Annotated in this window: 20 protein-coding genes and 1 pseudogene; 9 read left to right on the forward strand and 12 right to left on the reverse strand. The window is 61.2% G+C overall.

Translation table 11 applies throughout. From position 1 onward, the window contains the following. Window position 1 precedes the first annotated feature (1 nt). The 3 genes from moaD to NKK52_RS04315 all read left to right on the forward strand — a co-directional run bounded on the left by moaD (window position 2) and on the right by NKK52_RS04315 (window position 1,574). Complete coding sequence (gene moaD, locus NKK52_RS04305) at window positions 2-259, forward strand: molybdopterin converting factor subunit 1 (protein ID WP_023673448.1); 258 nt, start codon at window positions 2-4, stop codon at window positions 257-259. A 4-nt stretch (window positions 260-263) separates the two neighbouring features. Further along, on the forward strand, window positions 264-737 hold the full coding sequence (locus tag NKK52_RS04310; RefSeq protein WP_023684727.1) for a molybdenum cofactor biosynthesis protein MoaE: 474 nt from the start codon (window positions 264-266) through the stop codon (window positions 735-737). A 69-nt stretch (window positions 738-806) separates the two neighbouring features. Next, window positions 807-1,574: a YbaY family lipoprotein gene (locus tag NKK52_RS04315; RefSeq protein ID WP_023684728.1), complete on the forward strand. Its 768-nt coding sequence runs from the start codon at window positions 807-809 to the stop codon at window positions 1,572-1,574. 3 nt (window positions 1,575-1,577) lie between these two features. Here the strand turns inward: NKK52_RS04315 and NKK52_RS04320 are convergent, their stop codons facing one another. Then, window positions 1,578-2,054, reverse strand: a complete 477-nt coding sequence (locus NKK52_RS04320) for a cupin domain-containing protein (RefSeq protein ID WP_023684729.1) — start codon at window positions 2,052-2,054, stop codon at window positions 1,578-1,580. A gap of 64 nt (window positions 2,055-2,118) precedes the next feature. On the opposite strand from NKK52_RS04320, the gene NKK52_RS04325 reads away from it, so the two are divergent. After that, window positions 2,119-2,574, forward strand: a complete 456-nt coding sequence (locus NKK52_RS04325) for a MarR family winged helix-turn-helix transcriptional regulator (protein ID WP_023684730.1) — start codon at window positions 2,119-2,121, stop codon at window positions 2,572-2,574. Between the two features lie 67 nt (window positions 2,575-2,641). On the opposite strand, the gene ndk is transcribed toward NKK52_RS04325, so the two are convergent. Further along, window positions 2,642-3,064 carry a nucleoside-diphosphate kinase gene (gene ndk / locus NKK52_RS04330; protein ID WP_023684731.1) on the reverse strand — a complete coding sequence of 141 codons (423 nt, stop codon included), beginning with the start codon at window positions 3,062-3,064 and terminating at the stop codon, window positions 2,642-2,644. 238 nt (window positions 3,065-3,302) lie between these two features. Here ndk and NKK52_RS04335 point away from each other — a divergent pair, with 238 nt between their 5' ends. Further along, window positions 3,303-3,500, forward strand: coding sequence for a hypothetical protein (locus tag NKK52_RS04335; protein ID WP_023814921.1), 198 nt, complete (start codon window positions 3,303-3,305; stop codon window positions 3,498-3,500). A gap of 12 nt (window positions 3,501-3,512) precedes the next feature. Here the strand turns inward: NKK52_RS04335 and bluB are convergent, their stop codons facing one another. Beyond that, window positions 3,513-4,148, reverse strand: a complete 636-nt coding sequence (gene bluB, locus NKK52_RS04340; RefSeq protein WP_023684733.1) for a 5,6-dimethylbenzimidazole synthase — start codon at window positions 4,146-4,148, stop codon at window positions 3,513-3,515. Window positions 4,149-4,269: 121 nt separating this feature from the next. Next, window positions 4,270-4,356 (reverse strand): annotated as a pseudogene (locus tag NKK52_RS32185) (glutathione S-transferase family protein); the annotation flags it as partial. A gap of 68 nt (window positions 4,357-4,424) precedes the next feature. Here NKK52_RS32185 and NKK52_RS04345 point away from each other — a divergent pair. The 3 genes from NKK52_RS04345 to NKK52_RS04355 all read left to right on the forward strand — a co-directional run bounded on the left by NKK52_RS04345 (window position 4,425) and on the right by NKK52_RS04355 (window position 7,223). After that, window positions 4,425-4,937 carry a DinB family protein gene (locus tag NKK52_RS04345; protein WP_023684734.1) on the forward strand — a complete coding sequence of 171 codons (513 nt, stop codon included), beginning with the start codon at window positions 4,425-4,427 and terminating at the stop codon, window positions 4,935-4,937. A gap of 447 nt (window positions 4,938-5,384) precedes the next feature. Further along, on the forward strand, window positions 5,385-6,044 hold the full coding sequence (locus NKK52_RS04350; RefSeq protein ID WP_023684735.1) for a hypothetical protein: 660 nt from the start codon (window positions 5,385-5,387) through the stop codon (window positions 6,042-6,044). A gap of 393 nt (window positions 6,045-6,437) precedes the next feature. Further along, complete coding sequence (locus NKK52_RS04355; protein ID WP_023684736.1) at window positions 6,438-7,223, forward strand: GGDEF domain-containing protein; 786 nt, start codon at window positions 6,438-6,440, stop codon at window positions 7,221-7,223. A 26-nt stretch (window positions 7,224-7,249) separates the two neighbouring features. On the opposite strand, the gene NKK52_RS04360 is transcribed toward NKK52_RS04355, so the two are convergent. The 5 genes from NKK52_RS04360 to NKK52_RS04380 form a co-directional block, all read right to left on the reverse strand. Next, entirely contained in the window at window positions 7,250-8,272 is a 1,023-nt protein-coding gene (locus NKK52_RS04360; protein ID WP_023684737.1) for a class I SAM-dependent methyltransferase, read from the reverse strand. A 21-nt stretch (window positions 8,273-8,293) separates the two neighbouring features. Next, the gene (locus tag NKK52_RS04365) at window positions 8,294-9,229 is read right to left on the reverse strand and encodes a class I SAM-dependent methyltransferase (RefSeq protein ID WP_050586865.1); all 936 of its coding nucleotides are present in this window, start codon (window positions 9,227-9,229) and stop codon (window positions 8,294-8,296) included. 7 nt (window positions 9,230-9,236) lie between these two features. Then, complete coding sequence (locus NKK52_RS04370; protein WP_023715088.1) at window positions 9,237-10,289, reverse strand: acyltransferase family protein; 1,053 nt, start codon at window positions 10,287-10,289, stop codon at window positions 9,237-9,239. Between the two features lie 97 nt (window positions 10,290-10,386). Beyond that, complete coding sequence (locus NKK52_RS04375) at window positions 10,387-11,457, reverse strand: glycosyltransferase family 2 protein (RefSeq protein ID WP_023684740.1); 1,071 nt, start codon at window positions 11,455-11,457, stop codon at window positions 10,387-10,389. Further along, the gene (locus NKK52_RS04380; protein WP_023684741.1) at window positions 11,454-13,559 is read right to left on the reverse strand and encodes a class I SAM-dependent methyltransferase; all 2,106 of its coding nucleotides are present in this window, start codon (window positions 13,557-13,559) and stop codon (window positions 11,454-11,456) included. Before NKK52_RS04380 ends, NKK52_RS04375 begins: the two co-directional genes overlap by 4 nt. A 902-nt stretch (window positions 13,560-14,461) precedes the next feature. On the opposite strand from NKK52_RS04380, the gene NKK52_RS04385 reads away from it, so the two are divergent. Next, a complete protein-coding gene (locus NKK52_RS04385; protein ID WP_245262694.1) occupies window positions 14,462-14,638 on the forward strand; it encodes a hypothetical protein in 177 nt (58 codons plus the stop codon). Between the two features lie 34 nt (window positions 14,639-14,672). Here the strand turns inward: NKK52_RS04385 and NKK52_RS04390 are convergent, their stop codons facing one another. From NKK52_RS04390 to NKK52_RS04400, 3 genes are all read right to left on the reverse strand, one after another. Continuing rightward, window positions 14,673-14,975: a DUF982 domain-containing protein gene (locus tag NKK52_RS04390; protein WP_023684743.1), complete on the reverse strand. Its 303-nt coding sequence runs from the start codon at window positions 14,973-14,975 to the stop codon at window positions 14,673-14,675. A 166-nt stretch (window positions 14,976-15,141) separates the two neighbouring features. After that, complete coding sequence (locus NKK52_RS04395; protein WP_023684744.1) at window positions 15,142-17,223, reverse strand: ATP-dependent helicase; 2,082 nt, start codon at window positions 17,221-17,223, stop codon at window positions 15,142-15,144. Between the two features lie 50 nt (window positions 17,224-17,273). Then, on the reverse strand, window positions 17,274-17,441 hold the full coding sequence (locus NKK52_RS04400) for a hypothetical protein (protein ID WP_023684745.1): 168 nt from the start codon (window positions 17,439-17,441) through the stop codon (window positions 17,274-17,276). Between the last annotated feature and the right edge of the window lie 100 nt (window positions 17,442-17,541).

Genomic DNA, 17,541 nt, shown 5'->3' on the forward strand with positions numbered 1-17,541 from the left:
GATGATCACCCGGCTCATTTATTTCGCCTGGGTGCGCGAACGGATCGGCAAGCCGGAAGAGGATGTCGAACTGCCCGCCGGTATCGAGACGGTGGCCGACCTCCTGCGCTGGCTGAAATCGCGTGGCGAGGAATATGAGCACGCGCTGCAATATCCTGATGTGATCCGCGTCGCCATCAACCAGGAACATGTCGAGCATCGCGAGAAGATAGCCGGCGCGCGCGAGATCGCGCTGTTTCCGCCGATGACCGGGGGCTGACACCATGTCCGGCGCGCCGACGGTGCGCATCCAGCGCGACGATTTCGACGTTGCCGCCGAGATCGCGAAACTGACCGGGGGTCGCGCCGACATCGGCGCCGTGGTGTCCTTCTCAGGACTTTGCCGCGACGAGCAGGGCCAGCTGTCGGCGCTGGAACTCGAGCACTATCCAGGCATGGCCGAGGCAGAAATCAGCCGGATCGCCGGCGAGGCGCTTCAGCGCTGGCCGTTGCAAGGCCTGACCGTCATCCATCGCCACGGCAAGATCGCATCGGGCGAAAACATCGTGCTGGTGGTGGCGGCGTCCTCGCACCGGCAGGCGGCGTTCGAAGCGGCCAATTTCCTGATGGATTTCCTGAAATCGCGTGCACCCTTCTGGAAGAAGGAGCACCGCGTGGACGGCACCGATGGCGGCTGGGTCGAGGCCAAGGACGCCGACGACCAGGCTGCGGCGCGCTGGAAGGCGCGGCCCGAATAAATCTCGGCGCAGCCATGTATTGACCGCATTCCCTTGGCCAAATCGCATCGGCAAAAAGGGAGCAAGGGCATGCTGGACAGGATCGCCGAATTCTTCGTCTTCGGTTTTGTGCCGCTGGTTATCGGCGTTCTGGCCGTTCCCGAGCCTTCCGTCGCCGCCGAGAAAACCCTGAAGGGCGAGGTGATGTATCGCGAGCGCATCGCGCTGCCGCCCAACGCCGTGCTGTCGGTTCAACTTGCCGATGTATCGCTGGCCGATGCGCCGGCCGCCATTGTCGGCGAGCGCAAGGTGGCGCCGGCCGGCCAGGTGCCGATCAAGTTCGAGATCAGCTTCGATCCAACGGTGATCCGGCCCAACATGACCTATGCGCTGCAGGCGCGCATCACCGCCGACGACAAGCTGCTGTTCGTCACGGACTCGCGCTATCAGGTCGATCCGCTCAGCGAGGCGCCGCACGCCATTGTGCTGAAAATGGTGTCGCCGAGCGACAAGCCGACCTCGGCCTCGCTGTTCGGCCAGAGCTGGCTAGTCGAATATATCGACGGTATCGGCGTGATTTCGGAGCCGCAGGCGACGTTCCGGGTCAGCGAAGCCGGCAAGGCGGGCGGCAGCGGCCCGTGCAACGCCTATTTCGCCACCGCCAAGGTCGATGGCGAGACCATCGTCATCAGCGACATCGGCTCGACCTACAAGGCCTGCGCGCCGGAGATCATGGCCGAGGAAAAGGCGCTGTTCGAGGCGCTCGCCAAGGCGGCGTCATACCGTGTCGATGGCGGCAAGCTGATCATCGCCGACAAGGACGGCCACGATATCTTGCGCTTCAACGCAGCGAGCTAAGAATCAAGACTGCGGCGGCGGGGGCGCCGGCGTCAGGCCGAACCGGCGCATCAGGTCCATCAGCCTGGTGCGGTCTGGCGGGCCGCCAGTGCTGAAGATGGCGAAGGCCTCGCGAAAATAGTCCGGGCCGATCGCCGCCGGCGTCACCACGCACAGCACCTTGGCGGTCGCGGCGGTGTCGTTGTCGAAGCGGTGAACCGCGCCGCGCGGAATGCACAGCGCCTGGCCCGGCCCGATATCGTGCCGGTGTCCGTCGACGGTCAGCATCAGCACGCCTTCGATCCCGTACATCGTCTCTTCATAGTGATCGTGGCTGTGCGCCGGGGCGGGCAGGCGCTGCGAGCCGGCGACCGTCAGTTCGAAGGCGGCGATGCTGCCGTTCGACTGGTCGCCGGTAAGCAGGAAGCGCACGGCAAGGCCGCCATGGCTGATTGTCTCGTCGGCCGGATTGACGCTGATCTGGCTAGCTCTGTCTAGCATTTCACTCTCCCATGTGGTAAATCCGATTTACCGAAATGAGTAAACTCGATTTACCCGAGTGTCAATGCCATTATCCAGGGAAGAACCGCCAACGAAGCCACCGCTGATCGGTGCACTGCTGCGCGTTCCGGCCATGGCCATTCACCGCAAGCTGATCAGGGGTCTCAGGGCGTCGGGTTTCGAGGACCTCAGCCCGCCGCATATGGCGGTGATCCAATATCCCGGCCCGGATGGCCTTCGGCCGAGCGCGCTCGCCGAGCGCGCCGCGATGAGCAAGCAGGCCATGAATCAACTGCTGAAGACGCTGGAAGCGATGGGTTATATCACTCGCTCGGCGGCACCCGATGAGAGCGGCGGGACCGTCGTCCACTTCACCGACCGCGGGCGCGCCGCATACCAGAAGATGGCCGACATCCTGCTCGACGTCGAGCGGGAATGGGCGCAGGAGCTTGGGCAGAAGCGCTTCACCGAGCTGAAAACGCTGCTCGGCGACCTCTGGGACACGCCGCTGATCCGCTAAGGGAGCGGGCCAAAAACAAAAAGCCGGGGTTTTGCCCCGGCTTTCATAGTCAAACCTGTCTATCGGCTCAGCCGACGATCTCGGTGTCCGAGAACCAGTACTTGATCTCTTCAGCAGCGGTTTCCGGCGCGTCGGAGCCGTGCACGGAATTCTCGCCGATCGACAGCGCGTGGACCTTGCGGATGGTTCCTTCGGCGGCGTTGGCCGGGTTGGTCGCGCCCATCACTTCGCGGTTCCTGGCAATGGCGTTTTCGCCTTCCAGAACTTGCACGATGGTCGGCGCCGACGACATGAATTCCACCAGTTCGCCGAAGAACGGACGATCCTTGTGGACGGCGTAAAAGCCTTCGGCCTCGCGGCGGCTCATCCACACGCGACGTGAGGCGACGACGCGCAGGCCGGCCTCTTCCAGCATCCTGGTGATGGCGCCGGTAAGATTGCGCCGGGTCGCGTCCGGCTTGATCATGGAAAAGGTGCGTTCGAGCGCCATGGGGTCGTCCTTGTCTTGAGATGGAAAGTCTTGAGATCGGAATGTGGAGTGGCGGGCTCTATACAAGCCGCCCGGCCCATTGCCAAGGGGAGGCGCCCCGGCAGCGTTATTCGACCGCGACCGCCCGCATGGCTGTTCGCAACGCTGTGGTCAAAGGCAAGGCTTTGCGGGAAAATGGCGGTTGCGCAGGCACGCACGGTTTCGAAGGGAAACCAGCGGAATGGAAAGACATCGGACCATGTTTGACGGGACGCGCTGGCCTACCACCAGCCTATTGATTATCGGCATTTTTGCTGCCGTGGGCCTTGTTCTGCTGCTCTTTCTGGGTCGCCGCACAGATACGAACTTCGGCTTCGGCCCCGAATGGCAATGCACGCCGATGCCGAAGGGCGACCCGATCTGCGTCAAGCTGGTCGGCAAAGACGGCGCGAAGTGACTGTCAGTATCACTACCGCCTGATAACAACGGGCGGCCGCCGGCGCTCCCAGCCCTCGCGCTCCAGCGTCGGCATCTCATGCTCCTCGCTGGGATAGCCGAGGCAGAAATAGCCGATCAGCGTCCATTCGGGCGGCGTGTCGAGAATCTCGGCCATCTCGGCCGCATCGAGGATCGACACCCAACCCATGCCGATGCCTTCCGCCCGCGCCGCCAACCACAGCGTGTGCACCGCCATGACGGCCGAATAGTCGATGGTTGCCGGCATCGTCATGCGGCCGAGCCCATGGCCTTGTTGCGTTGTCCTATCGGCGAAAACCGCGAACTGGCAGGGCGCTTCACTGAGACCGGCGAGCTTCAGCCGGGCATAGAGCGCGGCGCGCTCGCCCGAAAAGCATGCCAGCGCCTCGGCATTGCAGCGCTCGAAACAGTCTCTCACCGCGCCCCGCCGCTCGGCGCTGTCGACCACCACGAAGCGCCACGGCTGGCTGAGACCGACGGACGGCGCGATGCTGGCAAGCTCCAGCAGCCGCTCCAGCGTACCCTCGGGCAAAGCCGTCCGCTCGAAGCGCCGCACATCCCGGCGCCAGCGCAGCAGCGTGACCAGCCCGGCGCGAAAATCATCGGTGAAATCGGGGGGTGGTGGCATGGCGATCAGGAGACTTGTGTGGGGAATAGGCAGTAGGCAGTAGGCAGTAGGCAGTAGGCAGTAGGCAGTAGGCAGTAGGCAGTACAGCGCTCGGACCCTATTGCCTACTGCCTATTCTCTAAGCTGCTGCCGCCGCCTCCTTCCAGCAATGCGGGCTGAACGGACGGGTCGCGTCGTGTCCGACGAGTTCATTGAACAGAATGGTCATTGGCGGCTGCGCCCTCGCGGTCTAATTAGTCGCCTGCGGCTGAAGCGGAACTCGTCGGCGGGAAAAAGATGAAACAGCATTTCATGATGTTCGCGGCCTACAATCAATGGGCCAATGGCCGCATCTACGATGCCGTCGCCGCACTTGAGGAAGAAGAGTTCAACCGCGATGTCGGCGCATTTTTCGGCTCGATGATGGGCACGCTCAACCATCTGCTGGCCACCGACCGCATCTGGATGAAACGCTTCACCGGCGAGGGCGACGCGCCGGCAAAACTCGACGCCATCCTGCACCGCGCGTTGCCTGGCTTGAAGCTGGCGCGTGAGGCCGAGGACAGGCGGATCGTCGACTGGGTCGGCGGTTTGACCGAAAAGGCTTTGTCCGGCCGCTTCTCCTACATGACCGTTTCCGACATGCGCACCGTCTCGCAGCGGCTGGCGCCGGCGCTGGGACACGTCTTCAACCACCAGACCCATCACCGCGGCCAGGCGCACGCCATCCTGACCATTCTCGGCCGGCCTTCGGTGCAGCTCGACCTAGCCTTTTTCCAACGCACCGACGAAGGCCGCGCCTACGCCTGATCTCCTGACCGCGCTTCCCGTTTAAACGCACGGGAGCGTTACCGGTACATTTGCGCCGACCATCCATCCCCGACGCCAGCTCTGAATCCCAGCCGGGTTGTGAGGACCCTGTCGGCACAACGCTGCCCGGTGACGGGGCCAGGTGGCTGGGCTGTCGGTGGCCCGCCTTTTGTGGGCCTTCGGCTCCAGGCCGCCGCAGCCACAACCCGCTCCAACTCCGGTGGAATTTCTGTTTAGAGAATTAAACAAAGTTTAAATGTTGAAGCAAAAGCATATTTTTTTTTAGCAGACCAGTGCACGCCTTGAGAACTACAATCCTTATTCTTGGAAAAAATAAAGAAACTATAAGGAAGACTCGTGCGTAGCTGTGAGTGCATAAGCATATGTCTGCTTTGGTTTGCTGGCATGTTGCAATGCACAAAGCAGAACGGCAACAAGGAGAGTGTCATGGTTAATATCACTCAAAAAATCGCTAGAACACTGGCGGCGGGTGCAATTATCGTCATTTTTGCCGCTCCCGCGAATGCAGGCGGCGGAATTGGCGTCGGTGTCGGCGCATCTATCGGCGGTGCTGGCGGCATCAATGCCGGTGTTGGCGCTTCGATCGGCGGCAGCGGCGGGGTCAAGGCCGGTGCCGGCGCCTCGGTTGGCGGCAGCGGCGGTATCAAGGCGGGTGCTGGCGCAACGGTCGGCGGCAATAGCGGCGTTACTGCGGGCCTCGGCGCCTCAGTCGGCGGTAGCAGCGGCATCAAGGCCGGCGCTGGCGCGACGGTCGGCGGAGCCGGTGGCATCAAGGCCGGTGTTGGGGCCACGGTCGGCGGCAGCGGAGGTATCAATGCCGGTGTCGGCGTCAACGTCGGCAGCGGCATCAACGTCGGCGTCGGCGTCGGCATTGGCGGAACGCCGGGCACGCCCGGTACGCCCGGTACCCCCGGCACTCCAGGAACTCCTGGAACACCAGGCACCCCTGGGACACCCGGTGTCGTCGCCAGCATGTCGAACAGCCAGCTGACACGTATGAAGAAGCGCTGCGTCGATGTGCTCGCCAGCGAGGGCACCTACGACAGCGATCTGCGGCAGCTATGCCTTATGATCTCGCGTCGCTGAGACAGGTTTCGCCGGGAGTGTCGAACCAGCCGTGAGGCTTTACGGCACTCTCCTACCGCATGGCCCAGACTTCCCGAGGGACATGCGCTGACGAGAAGCCTCCGGCCAGTCGGAAAGCCCGCCGCGCAAGTGGCGGGCTTTTTGTCGCCACTCACAAGGCAATCGATCGCGCCTTTCGATTGGCGGAGCGTTTTATCGTTTAACGGAAACGATGAAACGCGCTATCCCTTTGTCTTGGTAATTCTCAGGGAAAGCGCCCACGCGCTTCTCCCGGGAAAGCTGCTCACACTTTCCTGGAATTGTTCTGGTTAACCACATTCGAATTGCAGGTAAGATTTTAGGGTTTCATTTGTGTTCCCGCTGCAAAATGGCGAACACAGTGGGAGAAATGGCATGCGGGTCGATCTTTCGCCCACGAGCTTGGGCAGGGTCATAGCAGTCACGGTTGTCGGCACGGCGATCTGTATCGCGGCGGCCTTCCTTGTCGATTCCTACAATTTTCCGTCGCTGTCGCCCGAAGCGTTGCGCTGGGCGCAGCTCACCGACCTGTTGCTGCCGCTCGTGCTGGGTGGATCGTTCTTCTCTTTCCTGATGTACAAGATGCGCCAGCTGGCGATCGCCCAGAAGAATCTGAGCATCGTCGCGGCGACCGACAGCCTGACCGCGGTGTTCAACCGCGGCGCGTTTTCGATGCTGGTCGAGGCCTATCTCGAACAGGCGCGCAGCCAGGCCGTCGTCGATGCCGGCGCCCTGCTGATCGTCGACGCCGATCATTTCAAGACCATCAACGATCGATTGGGCCACGATTGCGGCGATCAGGCGCTCAAGCTGATTGCGCAGACGATCAAGGCCCAGCTGCGCGGCGCCGACATCGTCGGTCGCATCGGCGGCGAGGAGTTCGCCATCTTCCTGCCTGGCGCCGACCCGTCGCAGTCCTGGCTGGTTGCCGAGGGGATCCGGCGGCGCATCCGCGAGGTCGAGTTTGCCCCGGATGGACGGCCCTGTCCGCTCTCGGTGAGCATCGGTGGCGTCGCCTTCAGCGGACCCACCACCTATGCCGACATGTTCCTGACGGCCGACCGGCACCTCTACAAGGCCAAGTCCAACGGCCGCGACCAGGTCAGTTTCGAAACGACCGGGCCGCGCAGCCTGCTCGCCGGTGATCCGACGTTGCATTAGGATACTTCGGTCGGCTGCAGACCCGATCAGGCGGATCGCCGCAACGCCGATCTGACATAGCGCAACGGTGCCGTCAGCTTCCACGATGTTGAGTGCAGCAACGCTTCGTTCCTCGCCGCAAGTAGCTGGATCTGCCAGTTTGCCGCTTCGATCTGTTGGTTCACGGCGTCGATTTGATGCCTCAGCGCAGCGGCCTTACTGTTCAAATGCAACCCGCCCCGGTCCACAGCAATTTCGCGCAGTTCCGCTTCCGCCTGCTTGAACAGATCGACATCGGAGACTTCCAGAACCGGAGCGGTCTTCGTCAGGCTGATATAGAACTCGTGCAGGTGCAACTGGCTCGGCTCGTTTTTGTGGAACGCAATCTCGCCAGATTTGATGTATCCGAGGGAGCGAAGTTTCTTGACCAGAAATCGGAACGACGCCGGCGTGAACTGCCACGCGTGAGCATCATAATAGGCCCTGTCGACCTGCACGGCTTCGGCCATGTTTTTTGCCTCTTCGCCGCTTTGCAGCAAGGAGACGTCATCAAAGGTCGGCTCGAGCCAGACGACCTGTTGGGCCTTGGTGCAGAAATACGAAACCTGGTCGAACAGGATTCCCGGCGTGTGGCGCTTGCGCTGTTCGGCATAGGCCTGCAACGCCTGCCCCACAGTGGACAGCGGCCGCAACGCGTCAAAGCAAAAGCGCTTGTCGGGCACGGCCAGCACCAGCCGGCCCGCTGGCTTCAGAAGGACCTCGCAGTCCTGGATGAAACGAACGATATCGGTGACATGTTCGATCACATGTGAAGCAAAGATGAAGTCGTAGCGTTGCTCCTGGCCGATGGTCTCGAGCAGGCTGCGACCGTCCGAAACGTAGTCGACCTCTTCGATCTGTGATGCGTTGTCGCGATATTTCTCGCGCAAAGCCGTGGCATTGGCATGATCGACGATCTCGACGTTGAAACCACGGCATTTCGGCAACAGCGGATTGTAGCTCGGTCCGACTTCCAGGCCGAAGCCTTTGGGATCAAACATTGAAAACAAAAGTTCAGTCCTGTTCAGCATGACCCACTCCGACCGCCGGCTTCAATGTGAGTAGTTGAGATTGTAGATCGTGGCCGGGTCGGCGGCCCAGTCGGCGGTTGGAGGTCCGACCTTCCTGGCAAGGCAAGCCGACAAAAGGAATGTGGGGTGTTCGTCAAAGGTCTGTAGCGGCCCGCTCTCCATGTTTGCCGGCACGATCGCCGCCTCCAGGGCATAGCCGGCGTCGAGCACTTCGAAGCCTGTAAATTTGTTGAAGATCGACGACCATGATTCCTTGGAGAACCGGAAGAAATCCCAGGGCACCTCATGCAGGGGCCAGGCTGGATGCGACTGGATGAAGGCCAGGCCGCCGACGTTCAGCACCCGGTTGAGCGCGTGCGCTGCGACCCATGGCATCATCAGATGCTCGAAGACCGATATGGAAAAGGCAAAGTCGAACGTCTCGGTCACGCCTTCCATGGTGTGGGCGTCGGTGACGAAATCGACATTCGGCCCGGCCGAGACGTCGATGCCGAAATATCTGCAGTCGGGAAAGAAGTGCCGGTAGGTGTTGCCGGAACGGGCCCGTGAGCCGATCTCTATCAGCGGCGCGCCTGGCCTGTCGGCCACCGCCTTGCAGAATCTGGCGTGAATTGACGTCGACGTCTCCGCGTGTTTGGGCGAGCGCCTCAGCCGGTTGCCATTGTCGAACCCAACGGAGACATTCTGGTTGGCAATGTTTCTGTCGACCAGGGGAGCGGCGACCCGAAAGCCATCATGGGCCGTTGTTGCCAGGCCTGGGCGGGCAAAGCGCACGCAGACCTGGTTGGGAACCGGCTTGCCATCGTAGAGGATTACCGGGTCGGCGCCCGTGGTCCATCCGGTGGCAATCAGTATACCGTCGAGGAGGGAAAGCCGGTCGACGCAGTCTTCGGTGACTGGCCTCAGGGGTGTCGCCGGGCTGTGGACTGTAGGACGCGGTTTCAGGAACTGGAACATTCGTATCTCACTGCGCGGGGACGGAACTGGCGGCGATTTCAGCAGGTTCGCGATCTGCAGACTGGAAGAAGCGATGAAGCCTGGTCCGGGTCCACAAGGAAAGGTCTGTTTCCAGCAGCCGGTATGTTACGGCTGATATGGCGGCGATCGTCAGAAGGAACGCGCACGCCAACATGAGTATCTGCAGAGTACCCTCTACCGGTGGCGCGTAAACGGCGAAGGGGACAACAACCAGCCATTGCGAGATATACAGCGAGAAAGATGCGTTCCCAACGCTAACCAATGAGTTGGGGACCCATACCGGAGCGCGCTTCTCCATCAGCGCAACGGACATGACGATGCCGCCAAACGCTGCTGCCCAGACGAGACCATGATTGAATTCGCGGATGCTGAAAAATAGTAAATACCCAGTCAGCACGGCAAACGCCGCCAGAAGGCATGCCGCCAGCGGACGTGGCGGGCCGCGCCACTTGGAGCGATAGACAAGACCGGCGAGAACTCCGGCGATGAAGCAACCGCACACCGGGTTCGTCGCCAGCGCGACATAACCCCATAGACCGTCCGTTCGGGCCGATTGGCCGCCAAGCAGCAGAAAGGTCCCCATCGTCCCGAGTAGCAGCGGATAACGCCAGCGACCGAACAGCAGGCTGAAGGCGAAAAGCGCGTAGAAGAAGACCTCGAAAGTAAGCGACCAACCCGGGGCATTGATAGGCGGATTGTTCCATGCCGGCTGAAATGTCAGATCGTTCATCAGCCGTGCTGCCACATCTTGAGGTGCAACTGTCCCTATTATGCAGAAAGCAATCGCCATAGCGACGCTGGTGGCTGCATAGACCGGCCATATCCGCGCGAAGCGGTTGATCAAAAACAGCTTGAAAGCCCGTGGGCCGGTATGATTGCCGGTGCTGACCACCATGATGAAACCGCTTACGACGAAAAATAAATCCACTCCCGAATAGCCGAGCCTGAAGAACCACAGGTTGTGCGGCGCGTGGCAGAACAATACCAGCATTGCCGCCAAGGCCCGAAGACCCTGAATAGACCTTACCCGCTCCCGCATTCCCCACGCCCCCGTGCGTGCTCTATGTTGCTGTTTGAATGACTGCCATGTTGGTGATGATGGTGCCGCGCTGAAACAGGTGAATCGGGATCATCGGCTAGCGCAGCGACCGGGTGAAGAACACGCGCAAGCCGTGGCCGGCCTGGGCCAGCCTGATCGCCGTAAGGATGACGATTTTGGAATTGGTGTTCACAACCAGACGCTCGAGCCAGACCTTTGCTTTGAAACGCCAAGGTATCGATTTGTTGCTGAACACCGCTCGCCCATAGCCGTTGAAGATGGAGACCAACTCTTTCCTGTGTTCGGGAAGATGGTTGTCCTCCTGGACAGCCCACCGGATCGCGTCCTGGACGAATTGCGAATGGAAGCGGGGGATAAGCAAATCTCGAAAATAATAACGTACCATTTTTCGGTCGTCGGGAAACATTTCCTGGAGTTTCTTGAAGTAACGAAACCGGCTGCGCGACATCATCACGGTGTAGGACGTGCTGTTGGGGCGAATGCACCAGACGGTCACTGGCTCATCGACGAAGTAATTGCTGTATCCGCTGCGGAAAATGCGCAGGAAAAGATCGTCGTCCTCATAGCCTATGAACTGAGGGTCGAAACCGCCGACGGCTTCATAGGCGGTTCGCGAGATCAGCGACGCGGAGGGCAGGACGTGCATGTCGAAGCCCACCATCTGCTCAATGTCGCGCTTCGGGTGAGCGCTGTGGCGCTTGACGGTTGCCGTGCGCAGGACATTGCCGGCTCCGTCCGCCTCCATGAGGTCGCCATAGACCCAGCCCAGATGCGGATCGTCAGACGGAATGGCGCGCACCAGCGCCTCGACGTGGGTGTCGCGATAGAAATCATCCTGATCGAGAAAACTGATGTAGTTCGACGTCGACGCGCGAACGCCGGTGTTTCTGGCCGATCCCTGCCCGCCATTGGGCTGGTCGATCACTTTGAAATGCAGCCGTCTGGCAAGCTTGTGCAGAAATGCCGCTTCGGTGGCCGTCGAACCGTCATTGACGACGATGAATTCATCAGGCCGAAGCGTCTGGTTGAGGACGCTTCTGACGGACCTCTCGATGAACGCCGACCCGTTGTAATAGGGGATGACGACCACCACCGTGGGGGCTTTTTTCGAGGCGAGCTTCGAAAATTTGGGGGATACGTGCATCATAGGAACACCGACCTAATATAGCGTAGCGGGGCTGTTACCTTCCACGATGTCGAATGCAGCAAGGCATCGTTCCTGACCGTCAGCAGCTGGATCTGCCGGTTCGCATTTTCGATCTGCTGGCGCGCTGCCTGGGCGTCGCGCTCGAGCGCCTCGACCTGGCTTCTCGTCACCATCTCTTGAGGGCTTACGAAGAGACCGCGAAGTTCCTGCTCCGCCTGCTTGATGAGGTCAACGTCTGAGGTCGTCAGGACAGGCGCACTCTTGGAAAGGGTGATGTAAAACTCGTGCAGGTTCGGTTTCCCTGCAGGGTTGGTGTGAAATTCCATCTCGCCCGACTTAATGTAGCCGAGAGAGCGAAGTTTCTTGACCAGATAGCGAAACGAAGTCGGCGTGAACTGCCAGCCGTGAGCGTCCTGGTAGTTCGGATTTTTCTGTGACTTGTCGAAGTGGTCCTTTGCTGTCTCTTCACTCAGCATCAGGGCGACATCGTCGAGAGTCGGTTCGATCCAGACAGTCTGCTGCGCCTTACAGCAGGCATAGAAGGCTTGGTCGAAGAGAACCGCCGGTGAGTGGCGCTTGCGCTCCTCGAAATAGGACTGCAGCGCCTGCCCGACCGTAGACAACGGCCGCAAGGCGTCGAAGCAGAACCGCTTGTCGGGGACGGCCAGCACCAGCCGTCCATCCGGCTTCAGCAAGGTTTCACAATCCTGGATGAAGCGGACAATATCGGTCACATGTTCGATGACGTGCGAAGCATAGATGAAGTCGTAGCGCTTCTTCTTGCCAATGGTCTCGAGGATGCTGCGTCCGTCCGAAACGTAGTCAACCTCTTCTATCTGCGATGCGTTATCTTTGTACTTCTCGCGCAAGGTGGCGGCGTCGGCATGGTCGATCGTTTCGACGTTGAAGCCACGAGACTTCGGCAACAGCGGATTGTAGCTCGGGCCGACTTCGAGGCCGAAGCCGCTGGCATCGAACATCGACAACAGCAGCTTGGTCCTTTCCGGCATAACCCATTCCGGTCGGGGCGCGGGCTTGGATGGTTCCGACACCACGCCATTCGAAGCTGCCGCGTCGCTTTTCGGGTTCGCCGCAGCTTCGCTGCCATGCGCGGGGTAGGCTTGGCTGTGTTTGATGGACTGGCTTTTCTGCAGTGGCCAGGCGACGGCGCCTCCCGGAAGATCGAACGTCTTGCGGGCCAGCACGAAGGATGAGGCCATACCGTCGAATAGGGGAAACTGATGCATGGCGCCTTCGCGGAAATCCGGATGCACATACATCCTGAGCGGCGTGCACATGCCGACCTTGAGGATCTCGAAACCCATCTCCGGCGAAAACAGGACCTTCAGCGCTTCATCCGAAGCGCGCCAGAAATCGTTTGGCGTTTCATGTATGGGGAAGGCCTGCGGCAAGGAATGCAGCGTCAGCCCGCCGACCTTGAGGACCTTGTTGATCTCGGCCGCCAGCAGCCACGGGCATGCCAGATGCTCCATGACCGCAAACGACATAATTCCATCGATGGAACCGGGCTCAAAATGGTCGCCGAGGAAATGCGCGTCCGCCACCACGTCGACACCTGGCGCTGCGTGGATGTCCACGCCGATAAACTTGCATTCCGGCTTGAACAGTGGCGCCTGCAGCGACGATGCGGGTCCGACGACGCGGGCGCCGATTTCCACGACGGTTCCATTGACCCTCTGCATCTCGTTGATGAAGTCGGCCATGCCGTTGTCGACGGTGGGCAGCGGCGCGTTAAGGGGGTGTTCTGCGGGCAGCGCCGTGATGTCGACCTCGGTCCAGCCCGCAGGCGTCTCGGCTACCAGCCTGACCGGACGAAACGGACTGCACGCCAGATAGACGGCAAACCCGCATTTGGTGGAAGGAAGATGCGGATAGAAGTTCAGCACGTCCGGCCGGTCCTCAAACTCCGTGACCTGCGCCTGAAAATCGCCGCTGCAAAGCGACATCGCCGTGATCGGCTGCTCATGTGCATGCGCCCAACCCTTCAGGAACACGCCATGCCTGTCGCACCACATGTAGTCGATCAGGTGGACGAATTTTCCTCGGGCGAGCGTGCCGCGATGCGGTGCTTCGGCAAACAAAGCACTGGCGTTGGTTGCCGAGGAATCACCTCTAGGCGGAAAAAGCCGACCCAGTCGTTCGGCCGTTGTGAACAGAGAGCCAAAATTGGCCTTATTCCAAAGCTGACCTGACCTAAACGTCAATACACCTCGTGTATTCTGCAAGATTCCACCATTCCCTGCGAGGATATACTTGGGATTTCCGTTATTAGTGTTTTCAGCGCACAGATCGCTTGATCGTCCTCCCGATCCCAAGGCACGTTAGCCCTCAAAGCTTGACCGCACAATATGCTCCATGGAGTTATGTACATCATGGATTGACCTACGTGGGGGGAGAGTTTCGTAAAGCAAAAATTGGAAATTGTGCCCAGTTTTTGGTGCAGCGGCGGCCAACATATTTGTTTCCATGTTGCCGGTAAAAACTATCGCTTCTGAGATCGACTTCTCGATAACCGCGATAATGTACAAAAACTTTGGAAAACATCGTTATACAGATGAAATATCGATTTTCGGGGCATCAGCCGCCGTCAGCAATCCGTTCATCTCTTAGCATTAATCTCTGGCGAGCTGATCTTCGGCCCCAACGAGGGCAGGGTGCCTCAAGGCGGTGCCGGTCATAGGAGATGGATTGGCTGGCAGCGCACCGCGTCCATCCTGTCGAACAGATCCTGACCAAATCGGCGTCGTTCCTGCCGGTCTTCGCGCTCGATTTTCGACCCCCGCCATACTGATCTTCACATTGGTCTATCAGTGGCAGTCGCTGTTCATCCATTCGACACGCGTATCAGGGTCGGACCGTTGAAATGGCTGCTGGCGTCACCGCGATTTCATCACTGGCATCATGCCAATGAGCGCGAAGCCTGGGACAAGAATTTCGCCGGGCAGGCTGCCCTTTGCTCGACATGCTGGGAGGCACATTGTTCATGCCCGACAGGATGCCGCAGAAATACGGCACCGATGACCCGGTTCCCTCGCTCTATCATCGGCAGCTTGCCTATCCCTTTGTCGGCGATCAACTCTTTGTCGGCAACACCGAACAGACCGCCCCGCCGGCAAGGCTGGCAGAGGCCTCGCCGACGTCGGCCGGCAAGTCCGAGTGATCTTTTTTGCTGGGCAGGCCTGGTCCCGGCCGTCTCAGACGGCGTAGCCGCCATAACCGTGTGCGACCGGCTTGACCGAGACGGCCGGCTGGACCGCGGGCCAGAGGATGCCTGCCGTGACTGCAAAGGTGATCAGGGCATCGCGTGCGGCCTCGGTCGAGATTTCTCCGGCGCGCGCCGCCTCGCAAGCCCTCACGGCCGCGCCATAGCTCAGGCGCCGGCGTGACGGCGGAAATTCGGTCAGGAAATCATGCATGTCGAACAGCGAGGCGAGCATGCGTTTGTGGCCGGCGCCAACGCTAACGGCAACCGGGGTGAAGAACATCGCGTCGTGCATTCTGGCCTCTCTGGATGGGCGGAAAGGCGGCGGTCGCCGCTCTCCGATCGCGGGTTGGACGCCAGAAAACGCGGCCGGCGGCCCGAGGTTCCCTGAGAGATGCCATGACAGGACGATTTGCTTCTTGAGGTCGCTCCCCGGCCGGCATCCGCGGTTGCGGCGGCTTCTATTTCCACATGCCGCGCATGCGGGCGCCGAGGTCGACGCGGACTTCAGGTCTGTGGCGCGGATCGTCCTTTGCGTGGACGCTCGCCCAAGAGGTCTGCTCGAAAGCGCCGAGAATCGAGGCCGGGATGAAACGGGTTCGCGAGGCATAGACGTGGCGGTCGCCGCGCGCTGCCTGGCCGTGAGTGAAGAAGCGCTGCGGCGTCACCAGATGCAGGCCGTCCTTGGCCCGCGTCATGGCGACGTAAAGCAGCCGGCGCTCCTCCTCGATGTCTTCCTTGGTGCCGACGCCGAGATCGGCCGGGATGCAGCCATCGACGGTGTTGAGCACGAAGACGTTCTTCCATTCCTGGCCCTTGGCCGAATGGATGGTCGACAGGATCAGATAGTCCTCGTCGCGGTGCGGCGGCCCGGCCTGGTCGCTGGTCGCATCCGGTGGATCCAGCGTAAGCTCGGTCAGGAAGCGCTCGCGCGAAGCATAGCCGGAACCGATCTGCTCGAGCTGCATGAGGTCGGCCCGCCGCGTCGTCGCATCCTCGTGGATGCGCTCAAGATGCGGCTCGTACCACAGCCTGACCTGTTCGAGATCGGCCGGCCATTTCCCCGACCGGGCGCGCAGGCCGGAATAAAGCGCAACGAAGGCTGGCCAGTCCTCAGCCGCGCGTTGCGGCGGCCGGTAGCGGGCCAGCCCCATTTCCTCATCGAGCGATGTCGCCATGGTCTCGACGATGGTGCTCGCCGCCGAAGGGCCGATGCCGGGCAGGAGCTGCAGCACGCGGAAGCCGGCGACGCGGTCGCGCGGGTTCTCGGCAAAACGCAGCACCGAAAGCACGTCCTTGACATGGGCGGCGTCGAGGAATTTGAGCCCGCCGAACTTGACGAAGGGGATGTTGCGGCGCGTCAGTTCGATCTCCAGCGGGCCGCTGTGGTGCGAGGCGCGAAACAGCACCGCCTGCGATTTCAGCACCGTGCCGGCCTCGCGCTCGGCCAGGATGGCCTGGCAGACATAGTTCGCCTGCTCGGCCTCGTCGCGCACGCTGACCAGTTTCGGCCTTTGCGAGGATTTGCGCTCCGACCAGAGGTTCTTGGTGAAGCGCTCCGACGCCTCCGAGATGACCGCGTTGGCTGCCGCCAAAATAGTCACGGTCGAGCGGTAGTTGCGCTCCAGCATGATGACATCGGCGGCTCGCGCGAATTGTTGCGGGAAATCGAGGATGTTGCGCACTTCCGCGGCGCGAAACGAATAGATCGACTGCGCGTCGTCGCCCACCACCGTCAGTCCGGCGCCGTCCGGCTTCAGCGCCGAAAGGATCGAGGCCTGCAGCCGGTTGGTGTCCTGGTATTCGTCGACCAGCACATGGTCGAAGCGCGAGCCCAGATGCGCCGCGATCTCCGGCTCGGCGGCCATTTGCGCCCAGTAGAGCAGGAGGTCGTCGTAATCGAGCACGTTCTGCGCCTGCTTGGCCTCGACATATCGGGCGAACAGCGCCTTCAGCTGTTCGGCCCAGCCGGCACACCAGGGAAAGGCCGAACCCAGCACCTCGCCGAGCGGCGCCTGAGCGTTGACGGCGCGCGAATAGATCGCCAGGCAGGTGCCCTTGGTCGGAAACCGGCTTTCGGTCTTCGAGAATCCAAGCTCATGCCGGGCAAGATTCATCAGGTCGGCGGAATCCTCGCGGTCATGGATGGTAAAGGCGGGGTCAAGGCCGATCGTCAGCGCATAGTCGCGCAGCAGCCTGGCGCCGATGCCGTGAAACGTACCGGCCCAGGCCAGCGCGTCGGCGATGACGGACGCGTCTCGGCCCAGGACCTCGCCGGCGATGCGTTCGACCCGCCTGGCCATTTCGGTGGCGGCGCGGCGCGAGAATGTCATAAGCAGAATGCGTCTGGGATCAGCGCCCTTGACGATCAGATGCGCAACCCGGTGGGCGAGCGTGTTGGTCTTGCCGGAGCCGGCGCCGGCGATCACCAGCAGCGGCCCGGCGATCTGGCCGTCGCCATGTTCGACAGCGAGCCGCTGCTCGGCGTTGAGCTTCGCCAGATAGGCGGGCCGCAAGGACGAATCATTGATGGCGATGGTCATCGCCTATCAAGCATCGTTTCCGCTTTGTTCGCAACGGGCGGAAGTCGCCCTTACCGCCGTGGCGCGACACCCGTTGCCGCCGACTGGCGCCGCAAGGCGGCGCGTTCGTCGCCAGGCACCGGCAACGGATCGAAATTGTCAGGCACGTCCTTGATGATCTCCTTGGCGATGCGATAGGTCGCGTAAGCGAAAAGGCCGGTTATGAGCAGACGGATCATGGCGCGATCTCCTTTAGGCAACCAACCTCAGAGCCGCCGTTTGGTTCCAGCCGACGCGGTGTCGTTTGCGAGCGTGCAACCAAAGCTGAATCCTCTCGTT

It is taken from the genome of Mesorhizobium sp. C277A (assembly GCF_040324395.1).
GTDB lineage: Bacteria > Pseudomonadota > Alphaproteobacteria > Rhizobiales > Rhizobiaceae > Mesorhizobium.